This is a genomic window from Rhizobium sp. 32-5/1 (assembly GCF_029537235.1).
Lineage (GTDB): Bacteria > Pseudomonadota > Alphaproteobacteria > Rhizobiales > Rhizobiaceae > Pararhizobium.
Window position 1 is genome coordinate 3,425,023 of the sequence record NZ_CP120638.1, and the last position, 22,361, is coordinate 3,447,383.

At 59.9% G+C, this 22,361-nt stretch carries 19 protein-coding genes and 3 pseudogenes; 18 read left to right on the top strand and 4 right to left on the bottom strand.

All coding sequences use genetic code 11. The annotated features are described in order from the left end of the window. Positions 1 to 258: 258 nt before the first annotated feature. The 9 genes and pseudogenes from P6U16_RS17220 to P6U16_RS17260 all read left to right on the top strand — a co-directional run bounded on the left by P6U16_RS17220 (position 259) and on the right by P6U16_RS17260 (position 9,520). Complete coding sequence (locus P6U16_RS17220) at positions 259 to 1,476, top strand: ABC transporter substrate-binding protein (RefSeq protein ID WP_277703885.1); 1,218 nt, start codon at positions 259 to 261, stop codon at positions 1,474 to 1,476. Positions 1,477 to 1,554: 78 nt separating this feature from the next. Next, positions 1,555 to 2,421 (top strand): annotated as a pseudogene (locus P6U16_RS17225) (sugar ABC transporter permease); the annotation flags it as partial. A gap of 10 nt (positions 2,422 to 2,431) precedes the next feature. Further along, positions 2,432 to 3,313, top strand: coding sequence for a carbohydrate ABC transporter permease (locus tag P6U16_RS17230; RefSeq protein ID WP_277701538.1), 882 nt, complete (start codon positions 2,432 to 2,434; stop codon positions 3,311 to 3,313). Between the two features lie 4 nt (positions 3,314 to 3,317). Further along, the gene (locus P6U16_RS17235) at positions 3,318 to 4,430 is read left to right on the top strand and encodes an ABC transporter ATP-binding protein (protein WP_277701539.1); all 1,113 of its coding nucleotides are present in this window, start codon (positions 3,318 to 3,320) and stop codon (positions 4,428 to 4,430) included. An 8-nt stretch (positions 4,431 to 4,438) separates the two neighbouring features. Beyond that, positions 4,439 to 5,938, top strand: coding sequence for a GMC family oxidoreductase (locus tag P6U16_RS17240; RefSeq protein WP_277701540.1), 1,500 nt, complete (start codon positions 4,439 to 4,441; stop codon positions 5,936 to 5,938). Then, positions 5,935 to 6,708: a 3-ketoacyl-ACP reductase gene (locus P6U16_RS17245; protein ID WP_277701541.1), complete on the top strand. Its 774-nt coding sequence runs from the start codon at positions 5,935 to 5,937 to the stop codon at positions 6,706 to 6,708. The genes P6U16_RS17240 and P6U16_RS17245 overlap by 4 nt, the downstream gene beginning before the upstream one ends. Positions 6,709 to 6,844: 136 nt before the next feature. After that, positions 6,845 to 8,500 carry a GMC family oxidoreductase N-terminal domain-containing protein gene (locus P6U16_RS17250; protein ID WP_277701542.1) on the top strand — a complete coding sequence of 552 codons (1,656 nt, stop codon included), beginning with the start codon at positions 6,845 to 6,847 and terminating at the stop codon, positions 8,498 to 8,500. 9 nt (positions 8,501 to 8,509) lie between these two features. Further along, entirely contained in the window at positions 8,510 to 8,824 is a 315-nt protein-coding gene (locus tag P6U16_RS17255; RefSeq protein WP_277701543.1) for a Dabb family protein, read from the top strand. 297 nt (positions 8,825 to 9,121) lie between these two features. After that, the gene (locus P6U16_RS17260) at positions 9,122 to 9,520 is read left to right on the top strand and encodes a response regulator (RefSeq protein WP_277701544.1); all 399 of its coding nucleotides are present in this window, start codon (positions 9,122 to 9,124) and stop codon (positions 9,518 to 9,520) included. A 69-nt stretch (positions 9,521 to 9,589) separates the two neighbouring features. On the opposite strand, the gene P6U16_RS17265 is transcribed toward P6U16_RS17260, so the two are convergent. Next, a complete protein-coding gene (locus tag P6U16_RS17265; protein WP_277701545.1) occupies positions 9,590 to 11,506 on the bottom strand; it encodes a PAS domain-containing protein in 1,917 nt (638 codons plus the stop codon). A 529-nt stretch (positions 11,507 to 12,035) separates the two neighbouring features. Between P6U16_RS17265 and P6U16_RS17270 the strand changes: the two genes are divergently transcribed. Both P6U16_RS17270 and P6U16_RS17275 read left to right on the top strand, forming a co-directional pair. Next, positions 12,036 to 12,968, top strand: a complete 933-nt coding sequence (locus P6U16_RS17270; protein WP_277701546.1) for a transglutaminase family protein — start codon at positions 12,036 to 12,038, stop codon at positions 12,966 to 12,968. A 171-nt stretch (positions 12,969 to 13,139) separates the two neighbouring features. Beyond that, positions 13,140 to 13,280, top strand: a complete 141-nt coding sequence (locus P6U16_RS17275) for a hypothetical protein (RefSeq protein ID WP_277701547.1) — start codon at positions 13,140 to 13,142, stop codon at positions 13,278 to 13,280. Positions 13,281 to 13,287: 7 nt separating this feature from the next. On the opposite strand, the gene P6U16_RS17280 is transcribed toward P6U16_RS17275, so the two are convergent. Both P6U16_RS17280 and P6U16_RS17285 read right to left on the bottom strand, forming a co-directional pair. Further along, positions 13,288 to 13,680 carry a nuclear transport factor 2 family protein gene (locus tag P6U16_RS17280; protein ID WP_277701548.1) on the bottom strand — a complete coding sequence of 131 codons (393 nt, stop codon included), beginning with the start codon at positions 13,678 to 13,680 and terminating at the stop codon, positions 13,288 to 13,290. Between the two features lie 17 nt (positions 13,681 to 13,697). Further along, positions 13,698 to 14,324: a TetR/AcrR family transcriptional regulator gene (locus tag P6U16_RS17285; RefSeq protein WP_277701549.1), complete on the bottom strand. Its 627-nt coding sequence runs from the start codon at positions 14,322 to 14,324 to the stop codon at positions 13,698 to 13,700. 203 nt (positions 14,325 to 14,527) lie between these two features. Between P6U16_RS17285 and P6U16_RS17290 the strand changes: the two genes are divergently transcribed. From P6U16_RS17290 to P6U16_RS17325, 7 genes and pseudogenes are all read left to right on the top strand, one after another. Then, positions 14,528 to 15,544 carry a spermidine/putrescine ABC transporter substrate-binding protein gene (locus P6U16_RS17290; RefSeq protein WP_277703886.1) on the top strand — a complete coding sequence of 339 codons (1,017 nt, stop codon included), beginning with the start codon at positions 14,528 to 14,530 and terminating at the stop codon, positions 15,542 to 15,544. 157 nt (positions 15,545 to 15,701) lie between these two features. Continuing rightward, positions 15,702 to 16,565: an ABC transporter permease gene (locus tag P6U16_RS17295; protein ID WP_277701550.1), complete on the top strand. Its 864-nt coding sequence runs from the start codon at positions 15,702 to 15,704 to the stop codon at positions 16,563 to 16,565. Then, positions 16,562 to 17,356 carry an ABC transporter permease gene (locus P6U16_RS17300; RefSeq protein WP_277701551.1) on the top strand — a complete coding sequence of 265 codons (795 nt, stop codon included), beginning with the start codon at positions 16,562 to 16,564 and terminating at the stop codon, positions 17,354 to 17,356. The genes P6U16_RS17295 and P6U16_RS17300 overlap by 4 nt, the downstream gene beginning before the upstream one ends. Then, a complete protein-coding gene (locus P6U16_RS28400) occupies positions 17,353 to 18,453 on the top strand; it encodes an ABC transporter ATP-binding protein (protein ID WP_349017656.1) in 1,101 nt (366 codons plus the stop codon). The genes P6U16_RS17300 and P6U16_RS28400 overlap by 4 nt, the downstream gene beginning before the upstream one ends. A 4-nt stretch (positions 18,454 to 18,457) precedes the next feature. Continuing rightward, positions 18,458 to 19,191: pseudogene (locus P6U16_RS17315) on the top strand (MBL fold metallo-hydrolase). Positions 19,192 to 19,341: 150 nt separating this feature from the next. After that, positions 19,342 to 19,860 (top strand): annotated as a pseudogene (locus tag P6U16_RS17320) (aldehyde dehydrogenase family protein); the annotation flags it as partial. Positions 19,861 to 20,162: 302 nt separating this feature from the next. After that, positions 20,163 to 21,065 (top strand): DMT family transporter, encoded by a 903-nt coding sequence (locus P6U16_RS17325; RefSeq protein WP_277701552.1) that lies wholly within the window; start codon positions 20,163 to 20,165, stop codon positions 21,063 to 21,065. A 14-nt stretch (positions 21,066 to 21,079) separates the two neighbouring features. On the opposite strand, the gene P6U16_RS17330 is transcribed toward P6U16_RS17325, so the two are convergent. Next, positions 21,080 to 22,258, bottom strand: a complete 1,179-nt coding sequence (locus tag P6U16_RS17330) for an aminotransferase (protein WP_277701553.1) — start codon at positions 22,256 to 22,258, stop codon at positions 21,080 to 21,082. Positions 22,259 to 22,361 lie beyond the last annotated feature (103 nt).

Below are 22,361 nucleotides of genomic sequence, written 5' to 3' on the forward strand. Positions count from 1 at the left end.
ATGCAGAATCTTAGTTCGGATCTAAAGCGTTGTTTGTCAGCCTGTTTAGGCAATAGAGCAAGAGTGTGTTGCAGTGCTTGACTTGATGGAATTTATAACGTTTTAAATGTCACCGGCGGCGGGAGCCGCAGACCAATTGCTACCCCGTAGGAGACGGGACGGCATTCACGGCGGGGATCAGTTTCCCGCATTTTTCGACTTGCAAACGGGAGGAATACGATGCGCAAGTTTTTGACGACGACAGCAGTGGCGGCAATCATGATGGGCGGCATGGCAGGCGCTTCGGCGGTGCATGCGGCCGAGAGTGTCGAGGTTCTGCACTGGTGGACGTCCGGCGGCGAAGCGGCCGCTCTTGACGTCCTGAAGAAGGATCTGGAGAGCAAGAGCATTTCCTGGACCGACATGCCGGTTGCCGGCGGCGGCGGCACGGAAGCCATGACGGTTCTGCGTGCCCGCGTTACCTCGGGCAATGCCCCGACGGCCGTGCAGATGCTCGGCTTCGACATTCTCGATTGGGCGAAGGAAGGCGCGCTCGGCAATCTCGACGAGATCGCTGCCAAGGAAGGCTGGGACAAGGTCATTCCGACAGCCCTTCAGCAGTTCTCCAAATATGACGGCCACTGGATCGCAGCGCCGGTCAACGTTCACTCCACCAACTGGATGTGGATCAACAAGGCCGCGCTCGACAAGGCCGGCGGCAAGGAGCCGGCAAACTGGGACGAACTGGTCGCCCTGCTCGATAACTTCAAGGCGCAGGGCATCACGCCCGTCGCCCATGGTGGCCAGCCTTGGCAGGATGCGACGATCTTCGACGCGGTCGTGCTTTCGCTCGGCACCGATTTCTACAAGAAGGCCTTCATCGATCTCGACCCGGCAACGCTTGGTGGTGCAGAAATGAAGACCGCCTTTGACCGCATGACCAAGCTGCGCTCCTATGTGGACGACAACTTCTCCGGCCGTGACTGGAACCTCGCTTCCGCCATGGTCATCGAAGGCAAGGCCGGCGTGCAGTTCATGGGCGACTGGGCAAAGGGCGAGTTCGTCAAGGCGAACAAGGTGCCCGGCACCGACTTCATCTGCATGCGCTTCCCCGGCACGCAAGGGTCCGTAACCTTCAACTCCGACCAGTTCGCGATGTTCAAGGTTGCCGACGACAAGGTTCCGGCCCAGCTCCAGATGGCCGCTGCCATTGAGAACCCGGCCTTCCAGTCGGCCTTCAACGTCGTCAAGGGTTCGGCTCCGGCTCGCACCGACGTGTCCGACGAAGCCTTCGATGCCTGCGGCAAGAAGGCGATCAAGGATCTGGCGGACGCGAACACTGCCGGCACGCTTTACGGCTCGATGGCCCATGGCCATGCCAACCCGGCATCCGTCAAGAACGCCATCTATGACGTGGTCACCCGCCAGTTCAACGGCGAACTGACCTCGGAAGAGGCCGTAACCGAACTGGCCGCCGCAGTCGAAGCGGCAAAGTAAGCCGGTTTCGATCCGTCCGGGATGCATTGGGCATCCCGGACCTTTCACAAAGACAGATTTTTTCACGGTGGTGTGAACATGGATACCCGCAGCCGGATGCAGGACCTTGTGCCCAAGCTGGTGCTTGGCCCGAGCTTCCTGATCGTCCTGATCTTCGTCTATGGCTTCATCGCCTATACCGGCCTTCTGTCGGTGACGGACAGCAAGATGCTGCCGTCCTACAATTTCGTTGGTCTTTCCAATTATTCCAAGCTCTGGGCCCTGCCGCACTGGTGGCGCGCGATCTCCAATCTGGCGATCTTCGCGACGCTCTACATCGTCATCTGCTCGGTGCTGGGTCTTGGCCTTGCCATCCTGCTCGACCAGAAAATCCGCGCCGAGGGTATCCTTCGGCCGATCTATCTCTATCCGATGGCGCTGTCCTTCATCGTTACCGGGACGGCCTGGAAGTGGTTTCTCGATCCCGGCATCGGCCTTGAAAACACCATGCACCTCTGGGGCTGGGAGAGCTTTACCTTCAACTGGATCAAGGACCGCAACTACGCCATCTATTGCGTCGTGATCGCCGCCGTCTGGCAATCCACCGGCTTCATCATGGCGATGTTTCTGGCAGGCCTGCGCGGCGTCGATAACGAGATCATCAAGGCAGCACAGATCGATGGTGCAACGGCGCCGATGATCTACCGCCGGATCATCATCCCGCTGATGCGCCCGGTCTTTCTTTCGGCCTTCGTCGTTCTCGCCCATCTCGCCATCAAGGCCTACGATCTCGTCGTGGCGCTTACCGGCGGCGGGCCGGGGCAGGCGACCGAACTTCCGGCGACCTTCATGTATTCCTACACCTTCACCCGCAACCAGATGGGCATCGGCGCCTCATCGGCGATCATCATGCTTGTGATGATCTTCTCGATCATCGTTCCCTACCTCTATTCCGAACTCAAGGGGAGAAGCGGTCATGAGCGTTCAAAGCCCAGACAACGCCATTTCCAGCGGCCGGCTGATGCGCGCCCTGATCTACACGGCCCTGATCCTGTTTGCCCTCTATTCGCTGCTGCCGCTCTACGTCATGGTGGTCAACTCGTTCAAACCACTTGAGGAAATCCGCCAGGGCGGCATGCTCAACCTGCCGGGTGTGTGGACGATCGAGCCATGGCTCTCGGCCTGGTCGACGGCACAGATCGGCGTGCAGCCCACGGGTCTCAAGCCCTTCTTCATCAATTCGATCCTGATGGTGGTGCCGGCCGTGGCGATCTCGACCATCATCGGCGCGCTGAATGGCTATGTGCTGACGAAGTGGCGTTTTCGCGGGTCGAACATCGTCTTCGGCATGCTGCTTCTGTCCTGCTTCATTCCGTTCCAGATCGTTCTGATCCCGATGGCGCGGATGCTCGGCATATTCGGCCTCGCCGGTTCGACGACAGGTCTTGTATTCGTCCATGTGGTCTACGGTATCGGCTTTACCACGCTCTATTTCCGCAACTATTACGAGGCCTTTCCGACCGAGTTGGTGCGGGCCGCGCAGATCGACGGGGCGAGTTTCTTTCAGATCTTCCGGCGTATCCTTCTGCCGTCGTCCGGCCCGATCATCGTCGTTTCGGTCATCTGGCAGTTCACCAATATCTGGAACGACTTCCTCTTCGGAGCCTCGTTCTCCGGCGCCTCGTCGACACCGATGACGGTGGCGCTCAACAACCTCGTGTCCTCCTCGACGGGGGTCAAGGAATACAATGTCCATTTCGCGGGCGCGATCCTCGCTGCTCTGCCAACGCTCATCGTCTACATCGTCTCCGGTCGCTACTTCGTCCGCGGTCTGATGGCCGGCGCCGTAAAGGGTTGAAGCCATGTCGTTTATGAAAATCACCAATCTGCGCAAGTCTTACGGCGCGCTGGAAATCCTCAAAGATATCAATCTTGAGATCGACGAAGGCGGCTTTCTGGTGCTTGTCGGCCCGTCGGGCTGCGGGAAGTCGACGCTGCTCAACACGATCGCTGGCCTCGAGCCGATCACCTCCGGCGACATCGCGATCAACGGCAAGTCGGTCGCCGGCCTGCATCCGTCGAAACGCGATATCGCCATGGTGTTCCAGTCCTACGCGCTCTACCCCAACATGACGGTGGCCGGAAACATCGCCTTTGGCATGGAAATTCGCGGGGTGCCGAAGGAGGAACGCGAAAAGGCGATCAAGCAGGTCTCGGAAATGCTGCAGATCAATCACCTGCTTCACCGCAAGCCGAGCCAGCTTTCCGGCGGCCAGCGCCAGCGCGTCGCCATGGGCCGGGCGCTGGTGCGCAATCCGCAGGTCTTCCTGTTCGACGAACCGCTTTCCAACCTCGACGCCAAGCTGCGTGTCGACATGCGCACCGAGATCAAGCGGTTGCACCAGCGCATGAAGACGACGATCGTGTATGTGACCCACGACCAGATCGAGGCAATGACGCTTGCCACCAAGATCGCGGTGCTCAAAGATGGCGTGCTGCAACAGTTCGGGACGCCGGCCGAGATCTACAACAACCCGACCAATCTCTTCGTGGCTGACTTCATGGGCTCGCCGGCAATGAACCTTCTGAACGCAACCGTCGAAGGTGGTGGCAATGATCTGAGTGTCGTGCTGGCACGTCCCGATGCCGAGCCGCTGAAGCTGCCGGTTTCGCAGGTAGAAGGGCTCTCCGCCTATGTCGGCAAACCGATCATCTTCGGGATCCGGCCGGAAGCGCTGACAGACCATGACGGGGCAGACAGAAACGCCCGCGCGCTCGTCGAGGGTGATTGCCTGATCGACGTGGTTGAGCCGGCGGGGTCCGATACTTTTGCCGTGACCAAGCTGGGCGGCAAGGAAGTCGTTGCACGCCTTCGCGCCGATGCGCCGATCGCGCCTGGACAGACGGCACGGCTTGCCTTCAATCTCGACAAGGCCGTCTACTTCGATCCGCAAAGCCAGAGCCGCATCCGCTGAGAACCCTCATGTCCACAACGCCTGACATCGTCATCATCGGTTCCGGCATCGGCGGCGCGACGATCGCGTCCGCCCTTGCCGGCTCGGGGGCACGGATCACGATCCTCGAACGCGGCGAGCGTCTTGCCGATACGCCCGAAACGCGCAGCTATCGTTCGATCTTCGTCGATGGCTACTTCCGTCCAAAGGAGATATGGCGCGAACCGGACGGAACCGCGTTCAATCCGGGGAACTTCTATTTCGTCGGCGGTAATTCCAAGCTCTTTGGTGCGGTCTTGCTGCGCTATCGTGCCGAGGACTTCACCGAGATGCAGCATCTTGGTGGCGTCTCGCCGGCCTGGCCGTTTTCCTACGAGGAGTTGGAGCCATGGTACGGCAAGGCGGAGCGGCTGTTCGAGGTGCGTGGCGAGCTTGGACAGGATCCGACCGAGCCTGTCCATTCGACGCCCTATGCCTATGGTCCGGTGCCGGACGAGCCGCCTATCGCCCGCGCCCGCGCCGAATTGACGGCCCAGGGACTGCATCCGGCGACCTTGCCGCTCGGCGTTGATATCGACGCCTGGTTGGCTGGCGGACGCACGCCGTGGGATGGTTTTCCGAACACTGGCAAGGGCAAGAAGGACGCCGAGAGCGCGCCGCTCGCTCTTGCGCTGAAGGACCCGAATATCGAGCTTGTCACCTCTGCTCACGTCGAGACGCTGGAGGTCGGGCCGGGCGGGCGGATCGAGGCCGTTAACTACACCCACAAGGGCGAGAGGAAACGGCTGTCCCCGAAGCTGGTGATCCTGTCGGCGGGCGCGATCAACTCCGCCGCGATCCTGCTGCGCTCCGGCGACGGCAAGGGGATCGCCAACCGGTCCGATCAGGTCGGTCGCAACTTCATGAACCACAATTGCAGCGCCATGCTGGCGATCAACCCGTTCCGGCGCAATGACAGCGTTTACCAGAAGACGCTGATGCTGAATGACTATTATCTGACCGGCGGTCGCGACGGCTTGCCGCTCGGCAATGTCCAGCTGCTGGGCAAGATCAACGGCGACATCCTCAAGGCCAATGCGCCGTGGTATGCGCCGCGCTTCGCGCTCGATTTCATGGCCGGGCACGCCATCGACTGGTACATGATGACGGAGGACTTGCCGAATCCGGACAGCCGCATCATGGTCGACGGCAAAGGCATCATCATGCAGTGGCGGCGCTCGAACATGGAGGCGCTGTCCGGTCTTGAGGCAAAGATGCGCGCGCATTTCAAGGCCGCAGGCTATCCAATCGTGTTGTCCCAACCTTTTGACAAACGCACGCCATCGCATCAGTGCGGAACGGTCAAAATGGGCAACGATCCGGCTTGCGCGCCGCTGGACCCGTTCTGCCGGGCGTTCGATCACCAGAACCTGTTCGTTGTCGATGGCGGCTGCCTGCCGACATCGGCTGCTGTCAATCCTGCCCTGACGATCGCGGCCCAGGCGCTGCGTGTTGCCGACCATATTCTTTCGAAGGATCTCGTGACATGACGGATCTTAGGCCTCCTGTTGCCATCGTCACCGGCGGTCGCCGCGGCATCGGTCTTGGCATCGCCAAGGCGCTGGCGAGGGATGGTTTCGATATTGCGATCACCGGCATCGGCGAGGCCGATCAAGTGAGCGCGGTGCTCGACGATCTGGCGGCGCTTGGGGCAAAGGCGATCTTTCTGAAGGCGGATCTTTCCGACCTTTCCGGTCACCAGGCGACCGTCGATGCGGTGCTTGCCGCTTACGGTTCTATCGATTGCCTGGTCAACAATGCCGGCATGGCTTCGGTTATCCGAGGCGATTTCCTCGAGATGTCTCCGGAGAATTTTGACACGATCCTTGCCACCAATCTGCGCGGTACGGTGTTTTTCACGCAGGCCGTCGTCAAGGCCATGCTGGCGTCGCCGTCAGGCGTGGCGCGCTCGGTGGTCAACATCACCTCCGTCTCGGCGACGATGAGTTCGCCCGAGCGACTGGATTACTGCATCAGCAAGGCGGGGCTTGCCTCGTTTTCGCAAGGGCTGGCCCTCAGGCTGGCAGAGACTGATATCGCCGTCTTCGAGGTGCGGCCCGGCATCGTCCGGTCGGACATGACGGCCAATGTATCCGGCAAATATGACGCACTGATCGACGGCGGTCTGGTGCCGATGAAGCGCTGGGGCGAGGCGGATGATATCGGCGGCATGGTTGCCGCCCTTGCCTCCGGTCGTTTCGGCTTTGCCACCGGGACGGTGATCCATGCGGATGGCGCGCTGTCGATCGGGCGGTTGTGAACTTTACCTCCCTTGAGGGTGAGGTCGCGCGAACGTGCGGGTGGGGTGATCCGTGGAGTGACGCGAAAAGTCACCCCACCCCGGAGTTTTGCTCCGCCCCCTCAAGGGGAGGGTGGAAACAATTTGAGGACGTGACATGACCTACGATTATATCATCACCGGCGCAGGACCCGCCGGTTGCGTGCTAGCCAACCGGCTGACCGAGGACCCCTATGTCAATGTCCTGCTGCTCGAAGCGGGCGGCAGCGACTGGAACCCGCTGTTTCACATGCCGGCCGGTTTTGCCAAGATGACCAAGGGCGTCGCCAGCTGGGGCTGGGAGACCGTGCCGCAAAAGCACATGAAAAACCGGGTGCTGCGCTATACGCAGGCCAAGGTCATCGGCGGCGGTTCGTCGATCAATGCGCAGCTCTACACCCGTGGCAATGCCGCCGATTATGATCTCTGGGCGAGCGAGGACGGCTGCACCGGCTGGGACTATCGCAGCGTTCTGCCCTATTTCAAGCGCTCCGAAGACAACCAGCGTTTCGCCGACGACTATCATTCCTATGGCGGGCCTCTGGGGGTCTCCATGCCAGTCTCGGGCTTGCCGATCTGTGACGCCTATATCCGCGCCGGACAGGAACTCGGCATTCCCTACAACCATGATTTCAATGGCAAGCAGCAGGCCGGCGTCGGATTTTACCAGTTGACCCAGCGTAATCGCCGGCGGTCGTCCGCTTCGCTTGCCTATCTCAACCCGATCCGCGACCGCAAGAACCTCACAGTGCGGCTGGGTAGCCGCGTGACACGGATCGTGCTGGAAGGGACGCGCGCCGTCGGCGTCGAGGTGGCGACATCCAAGGGCCTGGAAGTGATCCGGGCCGAACGCGAGGTGCTGGTGTCATCAGGCGCCATCGGCTCGCCAAAACTTTTGCAGCAGTCGGGTATCGGTCCGGCCGATCACCTGCGTTCCGTTGGTGTTGCGGTGAAGCATGATCTGCCGGGTGTCGGCTCCAACATGCAGGATCATCTCGATCTCTTCGTCATTTCCGAATGTACCGGCGACCACACCTATGACGGCGTCGCCAAGCTGCACCGGACGCTCTGGGCCGGGCTGCAGTATGTGCTGTTCCGCTCTGGCCCGGTCGCCTCCTCGCTCTTCGAGACCGGCGGCTTCTGGTATGCCGATCCGCAGGCTCGTTCACCGGACATTCAGTTCCATCTGGGCTTGGGTTCCGGTATCGAGGCGGGCGTCGCGAAGCTGAAGAATGCCGGCGTGACGCTAAATTCTGCCTATCTACACCCCCGTTCGCGCGGCACTGTGCGGCTGTCATCGTCCGATCCGGCGGCGGCGCCGCTGATCGATCCGAACTACTGGAGTGATCCGCATGATCGCAAGATGTCGATCGAAGGGTTGAAGATCGCCCGCGAAATCTTTCAACAGGCTGCGCTCAAGCCTTTCATAATGGCCGAGCGCCTGCCGGGACCGAAGGTGATGACTGACGCGGACCTGTTTGATTACGGCTGCGCCAATGCCAAGACGGACCACCACCCGGTCGGCACCTGCAAGATGGGCACCGGTCCGGATGCCGTGGTCGGACTGGACCTGAAGGTGCAGGGACTGGAGGGGCTGCGCGTCTGCGACAGCTCTGTCATGCCGCGCGTTCCCTCTTGCAACACCAACGGACCGACGATCATGATGGGCGAAAAGGGCTCGGACATCATCCGCAACCTGCAGCCTTTGCCGCCGGTCATTTTCGACCATGAACGCAACGACCAGCGGCCGCGTGCCCGCATACATATCAGCTAGGAATCCGCTATGATCCGCCACTGTGTTTTCATCCGCTTCAAGGACACTGTTTCAGCAGAGGAGCGCACCTCGATCCTTGCGGATATCGCTGCGCTGCAGCCGCTCATTTCCGGATATCTTGCCATCGATATCGGGCCCAATGTCAGCCCCGAAGGATTGGACAAGGGTTACACGAACGGCTTCATCATTGATTTTGCCGATACAGGTGCGCGCGATGACTATCTGGTGCATCCGGCGCATGAAAAGGCCGGCGGACGAATCGTTGCCGCGACAGAGGGCGGCATAGACGGTGTTTTCGTCTACGATTTCGATGTTGCCGGTTGAAATTTCTCGGCGGCAGGCAATATGAGGCAGTGTTCCAGAATGGACAAAAACTGCATGGTTCGCGCGTTTTTTCATCTTGGCGTGGAACAACAGGCTTGTTGGCTCGTTGTCGCGGATGGCGGCGCGATCATCTTCCGACAAAGCGAATTTCGGCAAGGGGATTCATTGGCAGGATCCACGCCAGGCATGGGAGCAAGGATCCAGGTCGCAAAGATTAGAAGCAATAGTTTCCGACGTCTTCAAGGGAATAACGAGGAGATTTCCCGACGCTGATGAGACGAGTTTGAGAGTTTTGAAATGACATGCAAAATTCTGGTAGTCGAAGATGAAATCTTCGTCGCAACAGAAATCGAATATGTGGTGTCCGAACTCGGACACAAGCCTATCGGCATCGCCGCAGACAAGGCTAAGGCCTTCGACCTTGCGCCGCTGGCCGACATAGCCCTCGTCGACCTCAATCTTCGCGACGGGCCAACGGGTATTGAGATCGGTCGCCTTCTTGCCGAACAGTATGGCGTAACCGTACTCTTCATGACGGCCAACCCTTCACAGCTGGGAGATGGTATTCCCGGAACGATCGGCGTTCTTCCAAAACCCGTGGGAGAAGAAGAGTTGATCAAGGCAGTCAACTATGCGGTTGCCAAGCGGTTCTCTCAGGAAGCCGAAGTGCCCACCCGGATGATGGTATTTTCATAACGCCGTCCTCGGCCACGGCCGGCAATCGCTGCCGCCAAGTCCCTGATCAAAGCCGTGATAGGCTATCCCTTACAGGAGGCGAGGCTGTGACAGCTTGCTGCTGCGGGAGATGGACGCGATCGGCATGGTCACGCTGACCTCGATACCATGCTCGGTCCATGCGCGGCCCAATGTGCCTCCCAGTTGTCCTTCGACACTGATCTTCATCAGGCGTGAACCGAAACCATCGACCTCCGGTGGACGCAGCGGATACAGGCTGCCACTTTCTTTCCATTCCAAGCCGTAGCTGTCGCCTGCCTTTTTCCCGATGATATCAAGCCGACCGGCGGCATGCGAAAGCGCGCCATATTTGGCGGAATTAGTCGCCAGTTCGTGCAACAACAGGGCCAGTGGTGTGGCTGCGCTATCCCCGATCGGCACGTCGTCACCGCGGAAGTTTATCCGCGTTTCATTGTTTTCCGCGGCATAGGGCTCAAGCAGTCGCTGCAACAGGCCAAAGATGGTCGTCTCGACGTCAATCGGTCGCGAGGATTTGCTGTGCGGTCGCACGAAATCATGGGCACGGCCCATCGCCTCGATGCGTTTGCGCAATTGCTCGGCAAAACCCCGAGATTCCGGCGCGGAACGGGCGGACAAGCCGATGATGCCGCTGAGCACCGAAAAGATATTCTTGATCCGGTGGCTCAGTTCGTGGGCGACAATCTCGCGTTCGGCCATGGCCATCTTGGCGTCGTGAATATCGGTGCAGGTACCATACCAGCGGCTGATCGCGCCTTTTTCGTCGCGCACCGGCAGGGCTCGTCCGAGCACCCAGCGATAGACGCCACTGTGATGCCGCAGGCGATACTCGATCTGATAGGGATCGCCAGTGTTAAGCGAATGGCCCCACGCTTCCCAGGCGCGCTCCTGGTCTTCCGGATGGAACATGCCGTTCCAGCCCTCACCGTCGGTTGAGCCATCGGGCATTCCGGTGAATTCATACCAGCGCGCATTGTAATAATCGTGGAAACCGTCCGGCTGCGTCGACCAGACCATTTGCGGCATGGCATCGGCAAGCGTGCGGAATGCGGCTTCAGACCGTTCATGGGCCTCTGCCGCAGCCTTCTGCGCGGTAATATCGACCGCGACGCCGGGAAAGCGGGTGCATTGCCCTGCTGCATCGAGGCTGGGCTGACCTTCTGCCAGCACCCAGCGGACCTCGCCATTTTTCTGGAGCAGCCGGTATTCGGCAGAAAAGCGCTCACCCGAGGCCATTGCCGCCTGCATCGACCGGGAAACAACCTCGACATCCTCGGGATGAATGCCGGAGAGATAGGCGGTGATTGGCGCCCCTTCCTCCGGGTTTTCGATATCGACGCCGTAGAGCGAGGAAAAGCGACGGTCGGAATAGACCTTGTCTTCACTCACACGCCAATCCCATGTTCCGACAATGCCGGACGCCCCGAGCGCCAACGACAATTGTTCGCGGCTACGCACCAGCGCCCGCTCTGCCAGAACGCGCTTGGTCGTTTCGGAGAGAATTGCCAGCGCCGCAATGACCACGCTGTCTTCGTCGATCACAGGACTGTAGTTAAGATTGAGCCAAACTTCTTCGGCCATGCCGTTGCGGTAAAGCGTGAACTGCTGGTCCTCATAGGATAGCGTTCCGCCATCAAAGACCGTGTCGATAACCATCTTGTTGAAATCGGCAACCTCCGGCCAGGAACTAAAAGCCGATGCGCCGAAGCATTGCGGATGGCGCTTGCCGGCGATGGTCTTGTAGCCTTCGTTGTAGATAAGGATGCCTTCCCGCCCGACAAGCAGCACCATTGGCACTGGAGAGGCGAGCATGATACGTACAGTGGAGATCAGTGATGCAGGCCAGCCCTCGATCGGGCCGAGTGAGGTTGACTGCCAGTTCATCGTGTCGAAACGGTGCAGCATCTCGCTGCCTGCCATCTTTGCTGCGATATCAACGCCGCGCGAGGCGAACAAAGGTTTCGACATAGTTTTTATCTCAAATTAATGCAGGAATACAAATACCTGATTTTGGCTTTGGAACAGACATATAGTCCGGCTCAACGGGAAGTCATCTGTACTTGTGCAAAATCCATAGCGGAATTTTTCAGCTTAATCGCGCTTTGACCGACACGGAGTTCGGAAACAGTTGCCCTTAGCCGCGATTCATCTTAGAATCACCTAATGAGCCGCTTGCAACTTTGTTTGCGCCGCGTCCGGCTTTTGTCCGAATGATTGCCAGTGAACGGGTTTTCCAAGACATGGTTTCAGAAACCGTGCAGAGCCCTGACCTTCAGGGCGGCAGGGTGCAATCGACGCGTTCCTGAATGGCCTTCAGCCATGCGTTGTTTCCAGATCCAGGCCGTGGGCTGAAAGGCTAAGACGATCGTGTGCGTCCTTGGGTGGCGGAGCATGGGAACTCTGTTTTCCGATCGCCTCAGCCCTGATCATATCTTTGCTTGTGCCGGAACAAAACCCTGCTGGAAATTGTTCTCCGCTTCATCTGTGGAGGTTCTGCATGTTCATACGTTTCGGATACGAGATCGGCATCCATTGCGAGCAGCCGACCCCGATGATGACTTATCTTTCGATCGATCGGGACCGTCGTCACGCGGTTGTCAGCGAGCGCGGGCCCATCGCCAGTCCGGCCATAAGCATGAGTGAAATTTCCGATCCCTTCGGCAATACTTGCATGCGCATGGTCGTGCCGGAGGGTGGTGTTCATCTGAGTTATGATGCGGTGATCCGCGACAGTGGCGCTCCCGATCCAGTTAATCTCGCCGTCCAGGCTGTTCCGGTTGAAAAACTGCCTGCAGCGTGCCTACCGTATCTTTCGGCCAGTCGTTACTGCGAAACCGATCGCTTTGGTTCTTTGGCATGGCGCTTGTTCGGCGAGGTCGAGCCCGGTTGGGCGCGGGTGCAGGCGATTTGCGACTATGTGCACGAGCGGCTCTTGTTCAGCTATGGTTATGCGGCGACCTTGCGTACCGCCATGGAGGCCCATGATGAGCGCGTCGGCGTCAGCCGGGATTATGCCCATCTGGCGGTGACGCTGTGCCGGGCCATGAACATGCCGGCCCGCTACGTGAACGGCTATATGGGCGATATCGGCGTGCCCGAAAACCCGGCGCCGATGGATTTCAATGCCTGGTTCGAAGTCTATCTCGGCGATCGCTGGTACACGTTCGATGCGCGCAACAATGAGCCGAGGATCGGTCGCATAGCGGTTGCACGGGGCAGGGATGCCGCGGACATTCCCCTGATCCAGACCTTCGGCAAACATGAATTGACCACTTTCACTGTCTGGACCTGCAAGGAGACGGATGCAGCCCTGACACACTCGCACAAAAAGGCGGACGTTTCTCTTGTGACGCCGTGGTTCAGCGAGCGCTGGACCCGCCATGTTCAGGAGAGGGAACATCAGCACGAACAGGATCACTCCCATCTCTGAAAAATTGGGGGTGCTGCTGAAACAAAAGGAACTGATTTTTCACTTTTAAGTCGGAATCCGCAAAAAGATATCTATAAAATCTGTGGAATATATCGGACAACGTGACTGTCAGTTGCTTTTGGCGGGATTGGGGCTGTTTTCCCGTCTGGCCCAACGCGCAAGGAGGACGACATGCAAAGTTTTAGGCCGATCCGCAATTCATCCTATGTCCCCGGCCCTGAGCCGCGGATAAACTGGAGTTTTGCCGCCCAGGGCGCTGCCTTCGCTGCTGCGTTCCTATTCGTAACCGCTTTCGTCTGCGGCATTCTCTGACATCAGATCAACTGGCGCGCGACAGATGTTCATGGATAGCGAGCCATTGACCATCGGCCGATCTGGTAAAGACAATCGTTTCCCGTTCCCGGCTGATCACCGGCTCGCCGCCAAACTCCGCCTCGGTTTCCACGCTGTGTGTGAAGACCGCAACGTCGCCGGCTATCTGCAGGTTCCGCTCGCTGGAGTGGCAAGACCGCACGCGAAACCCGTCACGGCTTTCCCACAATGCCCATTCGGCCTCATATTCGGCCCGGCTTTTCAAAGTCCGATCAAGGTTGTGAAAAATGAAGGTCGCGTCCGGTGAAAAGGCCGCGAAATAGGCGTCGCGCTCATGGCGTGAAAACGCCGCGACAAGCTGTTCGGCGGCGGCAAGAACCGCCTGCTTGGTGTTTTCCATCCCTGTATTTCCTGTTTTTATGAAAGTTTTGGCGGGCCCATCAGCGTGGCAATCGGCCGGTTCTGTCGCGCGACCTCTTCCTTCAGTGTCTCCAGCGGCATGGTCTCGTCGCGAACGAACTCCGTGAACATGGTGTTGAGATTGTTGAAGATCATCTGGCCGACGGCCACCGTGTCGATGCCCGGCATGATCGCGCCGCGCAGTTGCAGCTTGCCGATCAGCATCGAGACCTGATCGCAGAGGCGACCGTCAAGCTCGGTGTAACGCTTGCTGAACGGGCTTTCCGGCTGCTGGATCGACATCGCCATGGCGGTGCGCCACATTTCCTTGGAGAGGTAGAACAGCGAGTGATCGTAATACTGATTGATCAATGCCTTCAGGGCCTCGATCACGGTCGAAGGCGGATTTTCGACGATCGCCTTGCCGGCCTCGAGAACCTCCTCGACTTCCATCGAGACGGCGGCGACCAGAATGTCGCCCTTGTTTTCATAGTAGTTGTAGAAGGTGCCGACCGAAATCTCGGCGATCTGTGCGATGTCCTCGATCCGAGCGGCGTCATAGCCGACATCGCGAAACAGGCGCGTCGCCGCTTCCAGGATGCGGCGGTTCCGATCCGCCTTCTGTTTAGCGCGAAGCCCCGCCATTGCTTGATCCTCTTCTGCCCGTCACTTTTCTGAATGCCCTCAAAATTAATATTGACTTAAAAAATGAACTCATTCAATCTTTTTCTCGAAGGCGCCGGAATGAGCGTCAAACCAGAGGGCAACATGATGACATCTTCCATGAAGGGCGCTTTTGCGCGCCGGTTTTTGCGTCTGCCGCCGCCACTGCCGTTGCGGCCGTTTCGATTGTTCCGACAGCTACCCCTGCCTTCGCGCAGGACGAGCTCAATGCCCTGGTCTGGTGCGACCACACCGACCCGGCGCTGATCGAGCCGTTCGAAAAGGCCAACAACGTCAAGGTCAATCTGAAAGACTACGAGGGAACGGGTGCGGCGCTTTCGATCCTCGAACAATCGCAGCCGGGTGACTGGGATGTGCTTGTCATTGACGGCGTCGATGTCCAGCGCGCCGTCGGCATGGACCTGCTCGCCGAAATACCGGCCGATGCGTTGCCGACAGCCGATCTCTTCCCGGAAGTGCGCATGGAAGCCAACAACACCAAGGACGGCAAGACCTACGCCGTCACCGAGAAGTTCGGCTACAACACGATTTCCTACGACAAGACCAAGGTCGATCCGAAGGACATGCAGGACCTTTCGATCATCTGGTCCGACAAATACAAGGGCCGCATCGCGCTCTATGACTATTACCTGCCGATGATCGGTCTGGTCGGCCTCGGGCTCGGCAAGAAGACCGCCGAACTCTCGGACGCCGACATGCCGGCGATCGCCGAAAAGCTCTCCGAGATGAAGAAGGTCTCCAAGCAGGTGAGCGACGTCGTCTCCTCTCAGACGGCGCTTGCGACCGGCGAGGTCGATATTCTGGTCGGCGGCGGCGAATGGATCACGGCAGCACTATCAGGCGAAAAGCCAAACCTCGACTGGACCGTGCCGGATCAGGGTGCCGTTCGCTGGGCCCAGTCGATCGGCGTGATGAAGACGTCGAAGAAGCAGGAACTGGCGCTGAAATTCGTCCAGTATATCGTCAGCCCGGAAGGGCAGGCGCGGCTTGCGACATCCTCCTGCTATTGGGCCATGCCAGCCAACGCCAAGGCCGGCGAACACCTGAGCGATGCCCAGAAGGCGGCGCTGCGCTGGAACGACCAGGCAGCCTACCTGAAGAAGACGCAGCTCTATCCGATCCCCAGCGCCGAACTCGACCAGAAGATGCAGGACGCCTGGACGGACATGATGCAGCAGTAGGAAGCTGCGTGACGATTGCCCCTCACCCTAACCCTCTCGCCGCCAGCAGGCAGAGGGGACGACGGAGTTTGCCGCTTGGTCCTTCTCCCCGTTAAAACGGGGAGAAGGTGCCCGATAGGGCGGATGAGGGGCTATTCCAGAACCGGAGCTTTGCAGCATGTTCGCCCAAACCCTCGAACAGACCGAACGTCGCAAGGCCTGGGGCTTCGTCGCGCCGGCGCTTGTCTGGACGCTCGCATTCTTCGTGGTGCCGTTCCTGTTCATGGTGGCGATGAGCCTGTGGTCGCGGCAGAGCGGCCAGATCGTCAGGGCCTGGAATCTCGACAACTATTTCGCCTTCTTCGAAAAGGCTGCACTGTTCAAGGGGCTGATCAATTCGCTCGAGATAACGCTGATCGTTACCGTTCTCTCGGTGCTGCTTGCCTATCCGCTCGCCTGGATCATCGCCGAGCGGGTGCCGAAACGCTTCCAGCGCCTGGCGCTGATCCTGGCGATCCTGCCGTTCTGGACCTCCTATGTGGTCCGTTCCTATTCCTGGCTTCTGGTTCTTTCGAAAAACGGCGTCGTCAACCAGACGCTGATGACCATCGGCCTTGTCAGCGAACCGCTGGAGCTTGCCAGCAACCGCACTGCGACGGTGATCGGCTTTGTGCATTTCTTCGTCATGCTGCTGACGCTGACGATCTATGCCAATCTCGTGCAGCTCTCGCCCAACTATCGCCGCGCCGCCGCCGATCTCGGGGCGAATGCCTTCCAGACCTTCCGACATGTCATCCTGCCGCTGACGCTGCCGGGCATCATGACCGGTGCCTTCCTCACCTTCGTGCTGTGCATCGGCGACTACGTCACGCCACAGATCCTCGGCGGCAACAACGAGCTCGTGCTGCCTCAGATCATCATGCTGCAGCTCGGTCGCCGCGCCGATTTTCCGATGGCGGCGGCATTGTCCATCATTCTGATGCTGGCGGTCACGCTTGCCTATGTGCTCTGCGCGCGCTGGCTGAAGATCGAGAGGGCATGACGATGCGCAATGTTCTGATTTCCACGGTATCCTGGGTCTATGCGACGCTGATCTTTGGTTTCATCTTCCTGCCGGTCGCGGTCCTCGTGCTGTTCTCGTTCCAGGACGGCCGCCTGCCGGTGCCGCCGTTCAACGGCTTTTCGACGCAGTGGTACGCGGCGGTGTTTGCCGATCGAAAACTGATGGCGGCGCTCGCCAATTCGTTTGTCGTCGCGCTGGTTTCCTCGCTGATTGCCTGCCTTCTCGGCTTCCTCGCAGCCTATGCGCTTGCCCGCCACAAGCTGCCGGGCTCGGCGCTCCAGCGCGGCCTTCTGATCGCGCCGATGACGGTGAGCTACCTGATCATCGCGCTTGGCCTGCTCACCGTGCTCAACACGTTCGGCATTCCGCTGTCGCTCTGGACGGTCGGCGTGGGCCATGTGGTCATCAACCTGCCGCTCTGCTTTGCCATCATCTATTCCTCGATGGGCGATCATCACATCAATATCGAGCGGGCGGCGCGAGATCTCGGCGCCAGCGATTTTAAGGTCATGGTGCTGGTCACCGCGCCGATGCTGATGCCCTCCATCCTGGCGGCCTTCTTTCTCTCCGTCACGTTCAGCTGGGACGAGTTCATCATCGCCTTTCTCCTGTCGCGCTTCGACGTGACGCTGCCGGTGGAGATCTGGAGCCTGTTGCGCTCCGGGCTCAATCCGAAGACCAATGCCATCGGCTCGCTGGTCTTCCTGGTCTCCGTCGCTGCCCTGCTGCTGCTTGAATTCACGCTTTTCAGAAAGTCCGGAAAATCATGACCGCTGCGGTTTCCGTCGAGAACGCCACCAAGACCTTCGGCCCGTTCACGGCGCTGAACGATGTTTCGCTCGAAATCGCCGCCGGCGAGTTCATCGTGCTGCTTGGGCCGTCCGGCTGCGGCAAGACCACGCTGCTTTCGATTCTCGGCGGCTTTCTGTCGCCCAGCCGCGGGCGTGTCCTGATCGGTGGCCGCGAGATGACCAATGTCACCCCGGCCAAACGACCGACCACGACGATGTTTCAGGATTATGCGCTGTTTCCGCACATGAAGCTCAAGGACAATGTCGGCTTCGGCCTGCGGATGCGCGGCATGGCAAAGACCGAGCGCGATGAAAAGGCGCTTGGTTTCCTCGATCTCGTGGGCTTGAGGACTGCGGCCGACAAGAAGCCGCATGAGCTGTCCGGTGGGCAGCGCCAGCGGGTCGCGCTCGCCCGCGCGCTCGCCGTCGATCCGGAGGTGCTGTTGCTCGACGAGCCGCTGGGCGCGCTCGACCTGAAGCTGCGTCGCCAGATGCAGGATGAGTTGAAGGCAATCCAGAAGCGCGTCGGTACCACCTTCGTGCATGTCACCCACGACCAGGAAGAGGCGATGGCGATCGCCGACCGCATCGTCGTCATGAATCAGGGGCGCATCGAGGATATCGGTGCGCCGGCCGATATCTACATGCGGCCACGTTCGCTGTTTTCGGCCGGCTTCATGGGCGAGGTCAATTTCATCCCGGGCCGCGTTACCGCTCTCGATCCGACTTCGGCTACAGTCGAAACCGCGCTCGGTACCGTGACGTTGTCTCTAACCGCCTTTACCGCCGGCGCTCCCATTGCCGGGCAAGCGGTTACGTTCTGCATCCGGCCGGAGCATTTCCGTCGGGCGGAAGGTGAGCAAGCGAATCTCGTTTCGCTGGGGCAGGCGCGCATCACCGGCCAGGCCTTTTTCGGCACGCACTACCGCTGCCACCTGGCGCCCGATGCCGCACCTGACCTGTCGCTGGTTGTGCACATGCGGCAATCGACCCATGTATCTGATGGTGATGCTGTTCCACTTGCCGTCCCGGCAAAGGATGTGGTTGTCTTGCCCGGCACGACGAAGGACACTTGAGACGATGCAGCGCATCCCCGCCGACAAATGGTATGCCGTGAAGCGTCTCGCCGATGACGTGACCTCTATCTGCGAGCCCTTCATCCAGGAATTCTACCGCTGCAACATCTGGCACATTCGCGGCCGCGATCGCGACATGCTGGTGGATAGCGGCATGGGCGTGGTTTCGCTGCGGGAATACGTGCCGCTGGTCACCGAGCGCGACCTGATCGCCGTCGCCAGCCACACGCATTTCGATCATATCGGCTGCCACCACGAGTTCGAATGCCGGGCGGTGCATGCGGCCGAAGCCGATCTTCTCGCCAACCCGACACGCGAAAACACCCTGGCCGACCCTTACGTCACCGACGATATCTTCGATGCGCTGCCGCCCGAACCCTATTGCTCGAAGTGTTATGCGGTGAAGAAAGCGCCGGCGACGCGGATACTTCATGATGGCGATGTGATCGACCTCGGCGATCGGCATTTCGAGGTCATCCATACGCCGGGGCATTCCCCGGGGGTATTGCGCTTTACGAAAAGGCGACCGGAACTCTGTTCTCCGGCGATATCCTCTATGACGGTCCCCTGATCGAGGATACCTATCATGCCAACGCCACTGATTATCTCGCCTCCATGGAGCGCCTGTTGAAACTGCCTGTTCGCATCGTGCATGGCGGGCATTTTCCAAGCTTTGGCGGCGAGCGCTATCGCCTGTTGATCACCGACTGGCTTAACGAAAAACACAAGACGATCTGACGGGAAGGACAGGACGAAGGCTCGATAGACGCAAGTTCTACATCACCGGCAAATGGGTTGCCCGCTCGGGGTGAACGACCTCGAAGTGCTGAACCCGGCAACGGAAAAGCCGATCGCCGTGATTTCCATGGGCACGGCAGCGGATACCGATCGCGCCGTAGCGGCAAGGAAGTAACGGTCGGCGATCCGACGCAGGAAGGCAGCCATGTCCAGTTCGGCCGCGTGCAGGCCCTGATCGAGGCCGGCGTCGCCGAGGGGCAAAGCTTCTCGTCGGTGGACCAGGCTAGCCGGAGGGCTTCGAAACCTGCAATTTTGTCAAGCCGACGATCTTTGCCGATGTCAACAACACGATGAAAATCGCCCGTGAAGAGGTCTTCGGCCCGGTTCTCGCGATCATGCCGTTCGATAGGGAAGAGGAAGCGATCACGATCGCCAACGACACCAATGACGGTCTGGCGGCCTACGTCCAGACAGGGGATCCGAAACGGGGCCGAGCGTGTCGCCTCGCGCCTGCGCGCCGGCATGGTCTACATCAATGGCGGCCCGCATCGCTAAGGCAGCCTGATCGGCGGCTACAAACAATCCGGGAACGGCCGCGAAGGCCGCATGTTCGGGCTGGAGGATTTCCTCGAGGTCAAGACGGTTCACCGGCCGGAGGCGGCGGCTTAGGAAGTTGCAGGGCAGACTCTGAAGGTTGTGGGATGCTCCCTCTTCTCCCCAGCGGGGAGAAGGTGGCCCGAAGGGTCGGATGAGGGGAGTTGCATATTCAGAGTTCGCCGAGAGACCTCCTCATCGCCTCGCTTGCGCCCGGCACTTCTCCCCGATGGGGAGAAGTGGAACCGTAGGCTCTCTTCACCAAATCTCATGATCCCATCAGGGGAAATGGCTGTTGCCATGCACCGGCTTCTGATAGCTGCCATTCTTTCCCGCGCGCCGCGATGTGTTGCGCCAGTTCGCATGGTATCGTTTTCGTGACAGACACCGCTCCTCCATCCTCGTTAAAATCCGAGACCAGCAATCGTCTGGCGCTTGCAGCGCTTCTGATCGGCGGCATTTTCATCGGCGGGTCGCCGATCTTCGTGCGGCTGTCTGAAGTCGGACCGATGTCGACGGCTTTCTGGCGAGTTGCGCTGGCTTTGCTGCCGCTTCTCATCTGGTCGCGAGCAGCGGCCGCGACTGCGACGGATTCCAAACCCGCGGGCTTTGCGGACTGCGCCCATCTCGTCTTACCCGGCGTGTTTCTGGCCGCGGACCTCGCCGCCTGGCATTTGGCCCTGCACATGACATCGGTTGCCAATGCGACGCTGCTGGCCAATCTCGCGCCCATCTTCGTGACGCTGGGTTCATGGGTTTTGTTTCGTGCCCATGTCAGCCGCCTGTTCATTGCCGGCCTTGTCACGGCGCTCCTGGGTGTCGTCGTGCTCAAGGGCGGGCCGGCGGCGATTGGAGACGGCAAGCTTGCCGGCGACGCGACGGCCGTTGTCGCCGCCGTATTCTACGCAGGCTATATCCTGTCCATCGGCCGGCTGCGTGCCCGGTTCTCGACGATCCGCATCATGATCTGGAGCACGGCCTCGGCTGCGATCTGTATGCTGCCGCTGGCGCTGATGTTCGAGGCGGATTTCATGCCGGTGGCGCTGTTCGGCTGGGCGATGCTCGCCGGTCTCGCCTTTATCAGCCACGCCTCCGGGCAGGCGCTGATCATCTATGCGCTGGCCTTCCTTCCTGCCGCTTTCTCGTCGCTGACCCTGCTGCTTCAGCCCGTGGTTGCCGCCATTCTTGCGTGGCTGCCGCTCAGCGAACCCGTCGGCCTGATGCAGGCGATCGGCGGCGCCATCGTGCTCGCCGGCATTCTGGTCGCACGTCGCGGCTGAAGATCAGATCCCATTCAGATACCCGGCAATTCGAAATTCGAAAGCCGTTCCTCTAGCAGGAGGATAGTTTCCGCATCGGCATTGGCGAAGGCAAAACGCAGGTAGCTTTCCTGTCCCTCGCCGAAATAGTCGCCTGGCAGGCAGACGATACCGGCGACCTTGGCCAGTTTTTCCGCGACGAATTCCGAGCGGATATCCGGATAGGGATGGCGGATATAGGCGAAATAGGCGCCGATTGCCTGCAACCTCCAGCCGGAAAGCCTGCTCATTACCTGTTTCAGCGCATCTGCGCGCTTTTCGATTTCGGCGCGGTTGTCGGCACGCCAACCGTCGAGAGCCGGTATGGCCCTGGCGACGGCCGCCTGTGCGGAACGGGGCGCGCAGATCTGCAGATTATCCATGATCTTGGCGATCTGCTCGATCAGCGCCGGACCTGCGGTAATCGCGCCCAGCCGGTGGCCGGGAATGCAGAAGGATTTCGAGAAACTGTAGAGACCGATGAAACTGTCCTGCCATCCCTCGACCGACAACAGATTATGCGGCGCGCCGCTGCCGGAGGGTATGAAGTCACGATAGGTTTCGTCAAGGATCAGCCATGTGCCGTTTTCGCGGCAGAGTTCATGGATGCGTGACAGGAGGTCAACGGGGTAGACGGCGCCCGTGGGATTGTTGGGCGAGACAAGGGCCAGCGCGCGGATGCCCGGTTTCAACGCAGCCCGGATGGCTTCGATGTCAGGCAGGAAGCCCTCATAGGGATCGCAGGGCACGAGTTCCATGCCGATGCCGAGCATGGCAAGGGTCGTTTCCTGGTTGAAATAGAAGGGGTTGGTCATCAGGATCGTGTCGCCGGCACCGGCCACCGCCATGGCAGCGCAGATGAAGGCCTGGTTGCAGCCGGAGGTGACCTGAATGTTTTCGGCCGAGACACTGGCGCCGTAGACGCCGGAAACATGCTCCGCATAGGCGGTCCGCAGGACCTGTTCGCCGGCGATCTCGCCATAGCTGGTATAGGCGGTGGAGGCTGCCGCTTCGCCCAGCCATGTCAGCATGTCGGGATGCGGCGGATAGCCCGGCACGGCCTGGCTCAGATCGATCAGCGGGCCGCGTGCGCCGTCATAGGCCTTTCCCCAGGCAAGGACGGAGGGCACCGGTGGCGGCGACAGTCGGGTGATGAGCGGATTGAAATGCGGCATTGCGTCTATCCTGTGGTTTTAGAGCCTCGTTCCCTTAATATGACCCATTCTGTTGGCTCAAAACAGCCGCTTCACAAGAAGGATGGCGCGGAGCGATGCCGTT

Excerpts from the sequence above, each read along its gene's own strand:
- P6U16_RS28400 (WP_349017656.1), top strand. The coding sequence starts at position 17,353 with ATGACCGCTGCGGTTTCCGTCGAGAACGCCACCAAGACCTTCGGCCCG.
- P6U16_RS17265 (WP_277701545.1), bottom strand. The coding sequence starts at position 11,506 with ATGTCGAAACCTTTGTTCGCCTCGCGCGGCGTTGATATCGCAGCAAAG.
- P6U16_RS17330 (WP_277701553.1), bottom strand. The coding sequence starts at position 22,258 with ATGCCGCATTTCAATCCGCTCATCACCCGACTGTCGCCGCCACCGGTG.
- P6U16_RS17295 (WP_277701550.1), top strand. The coding sequence starts at position 15,702 with ATGTTCGCCCAAACCCTCGAACAGACCGAACGTCGCAAGGCCTGGGGC.
- P6U16_RS17275 (WP_277701547.1), top strand. The coding sequence starts at position 13,140 with ATGCAAAGTTTTAGGCCGATCCGCAATTCATCCTATGTCCCCGGCCCT.
- P6U16_RS17250 (WP_277701542.1), top strand. The coding sequence starts at position 6,845 with ATGACCTACGATTATATCATCACCGGCGCAGGACCCGCCGGTTGCGTG.
- P6U16_RS17220 (WP_277703885.1), top strand. The coding sequence starts at position 259 with ATGATGGGCGGCATGGCAGGCGCTTCGGCGGTGCATGCGGCCGAGAGT.
- P6U16_RS17230 (WP_277701538.1), top strand. The coding sequence starts at position 2,432 with ATGAGCGTTCAAAGCCCAGACAACGCCATTTCCAGCGGCCGGCTGATG.
- P6U16_RS17270 (WP_277701546.1), top strand. The coding sequence starts at position 12,036 with ATGTTCATACGTTTCGGATACGAGATCGGCATCCATTGCGAGCAGCCG.
- P6U16_RS17245 (WP_277701541.1), top strand. The coding sequence starts at position 5,935 with ATGACGGATCTTAGGCCTCCTGTTGCCATCGTCACCGGCGGTCGCCGC.
- P6U16_RS17260 (WP_277701544.1), top strand. The coding sequence starts at position 9,122 with ATGACATGCAAAATTCTGGTAGTCGAAGATGAAATCTTCGTCGCAACA.
- P6U16_RS17240 (WP_277701540.1), top strand. The coding sequence starts at position 4,439 with ATGTCCACAACGCCTGACATCGTCATCATCGGTTCCGGCATCGGCGGC.
- P6U16_RS17300 (WP_277701551.1), top strand. The coding sequence starts at position 16,562 with ATGACGATGCGCAATGTTCTGATTTCCACGGTATCCTGGGTCTATGCG.
- P6U16_RS17280 (WP_277701548.1), bottom strand. The coding sequence starts at position 13,680 with ATGGAAAACACCAAGCAGGCGGTTCTTGCCGCCGCCGAACAGCTTGTC.
- P6U16_RS17235 (WP_277701539.1), top strand. The coding sequence starts at position 3,318 with ATGTCGTTTATGAAAATCACCAATCTGCGCAAGTCTTACGGCGCGCTG.
- P6U16_RS17255 (WP_277701543.1), top strand. The coding sequence starts at position 8,510 with ATGATCCGCCACTGTGTTTTCATCCGCTTCAAGGACACTGTTTCAGCA.
- P6U16_RS17285 (WP_277701549.1), bottom strand. The coding sequence starts at position 14,324 with ATGGCGGGGCTTCGCGCTAAACAGAAGGCGGATCGGAACCGCCGCATC.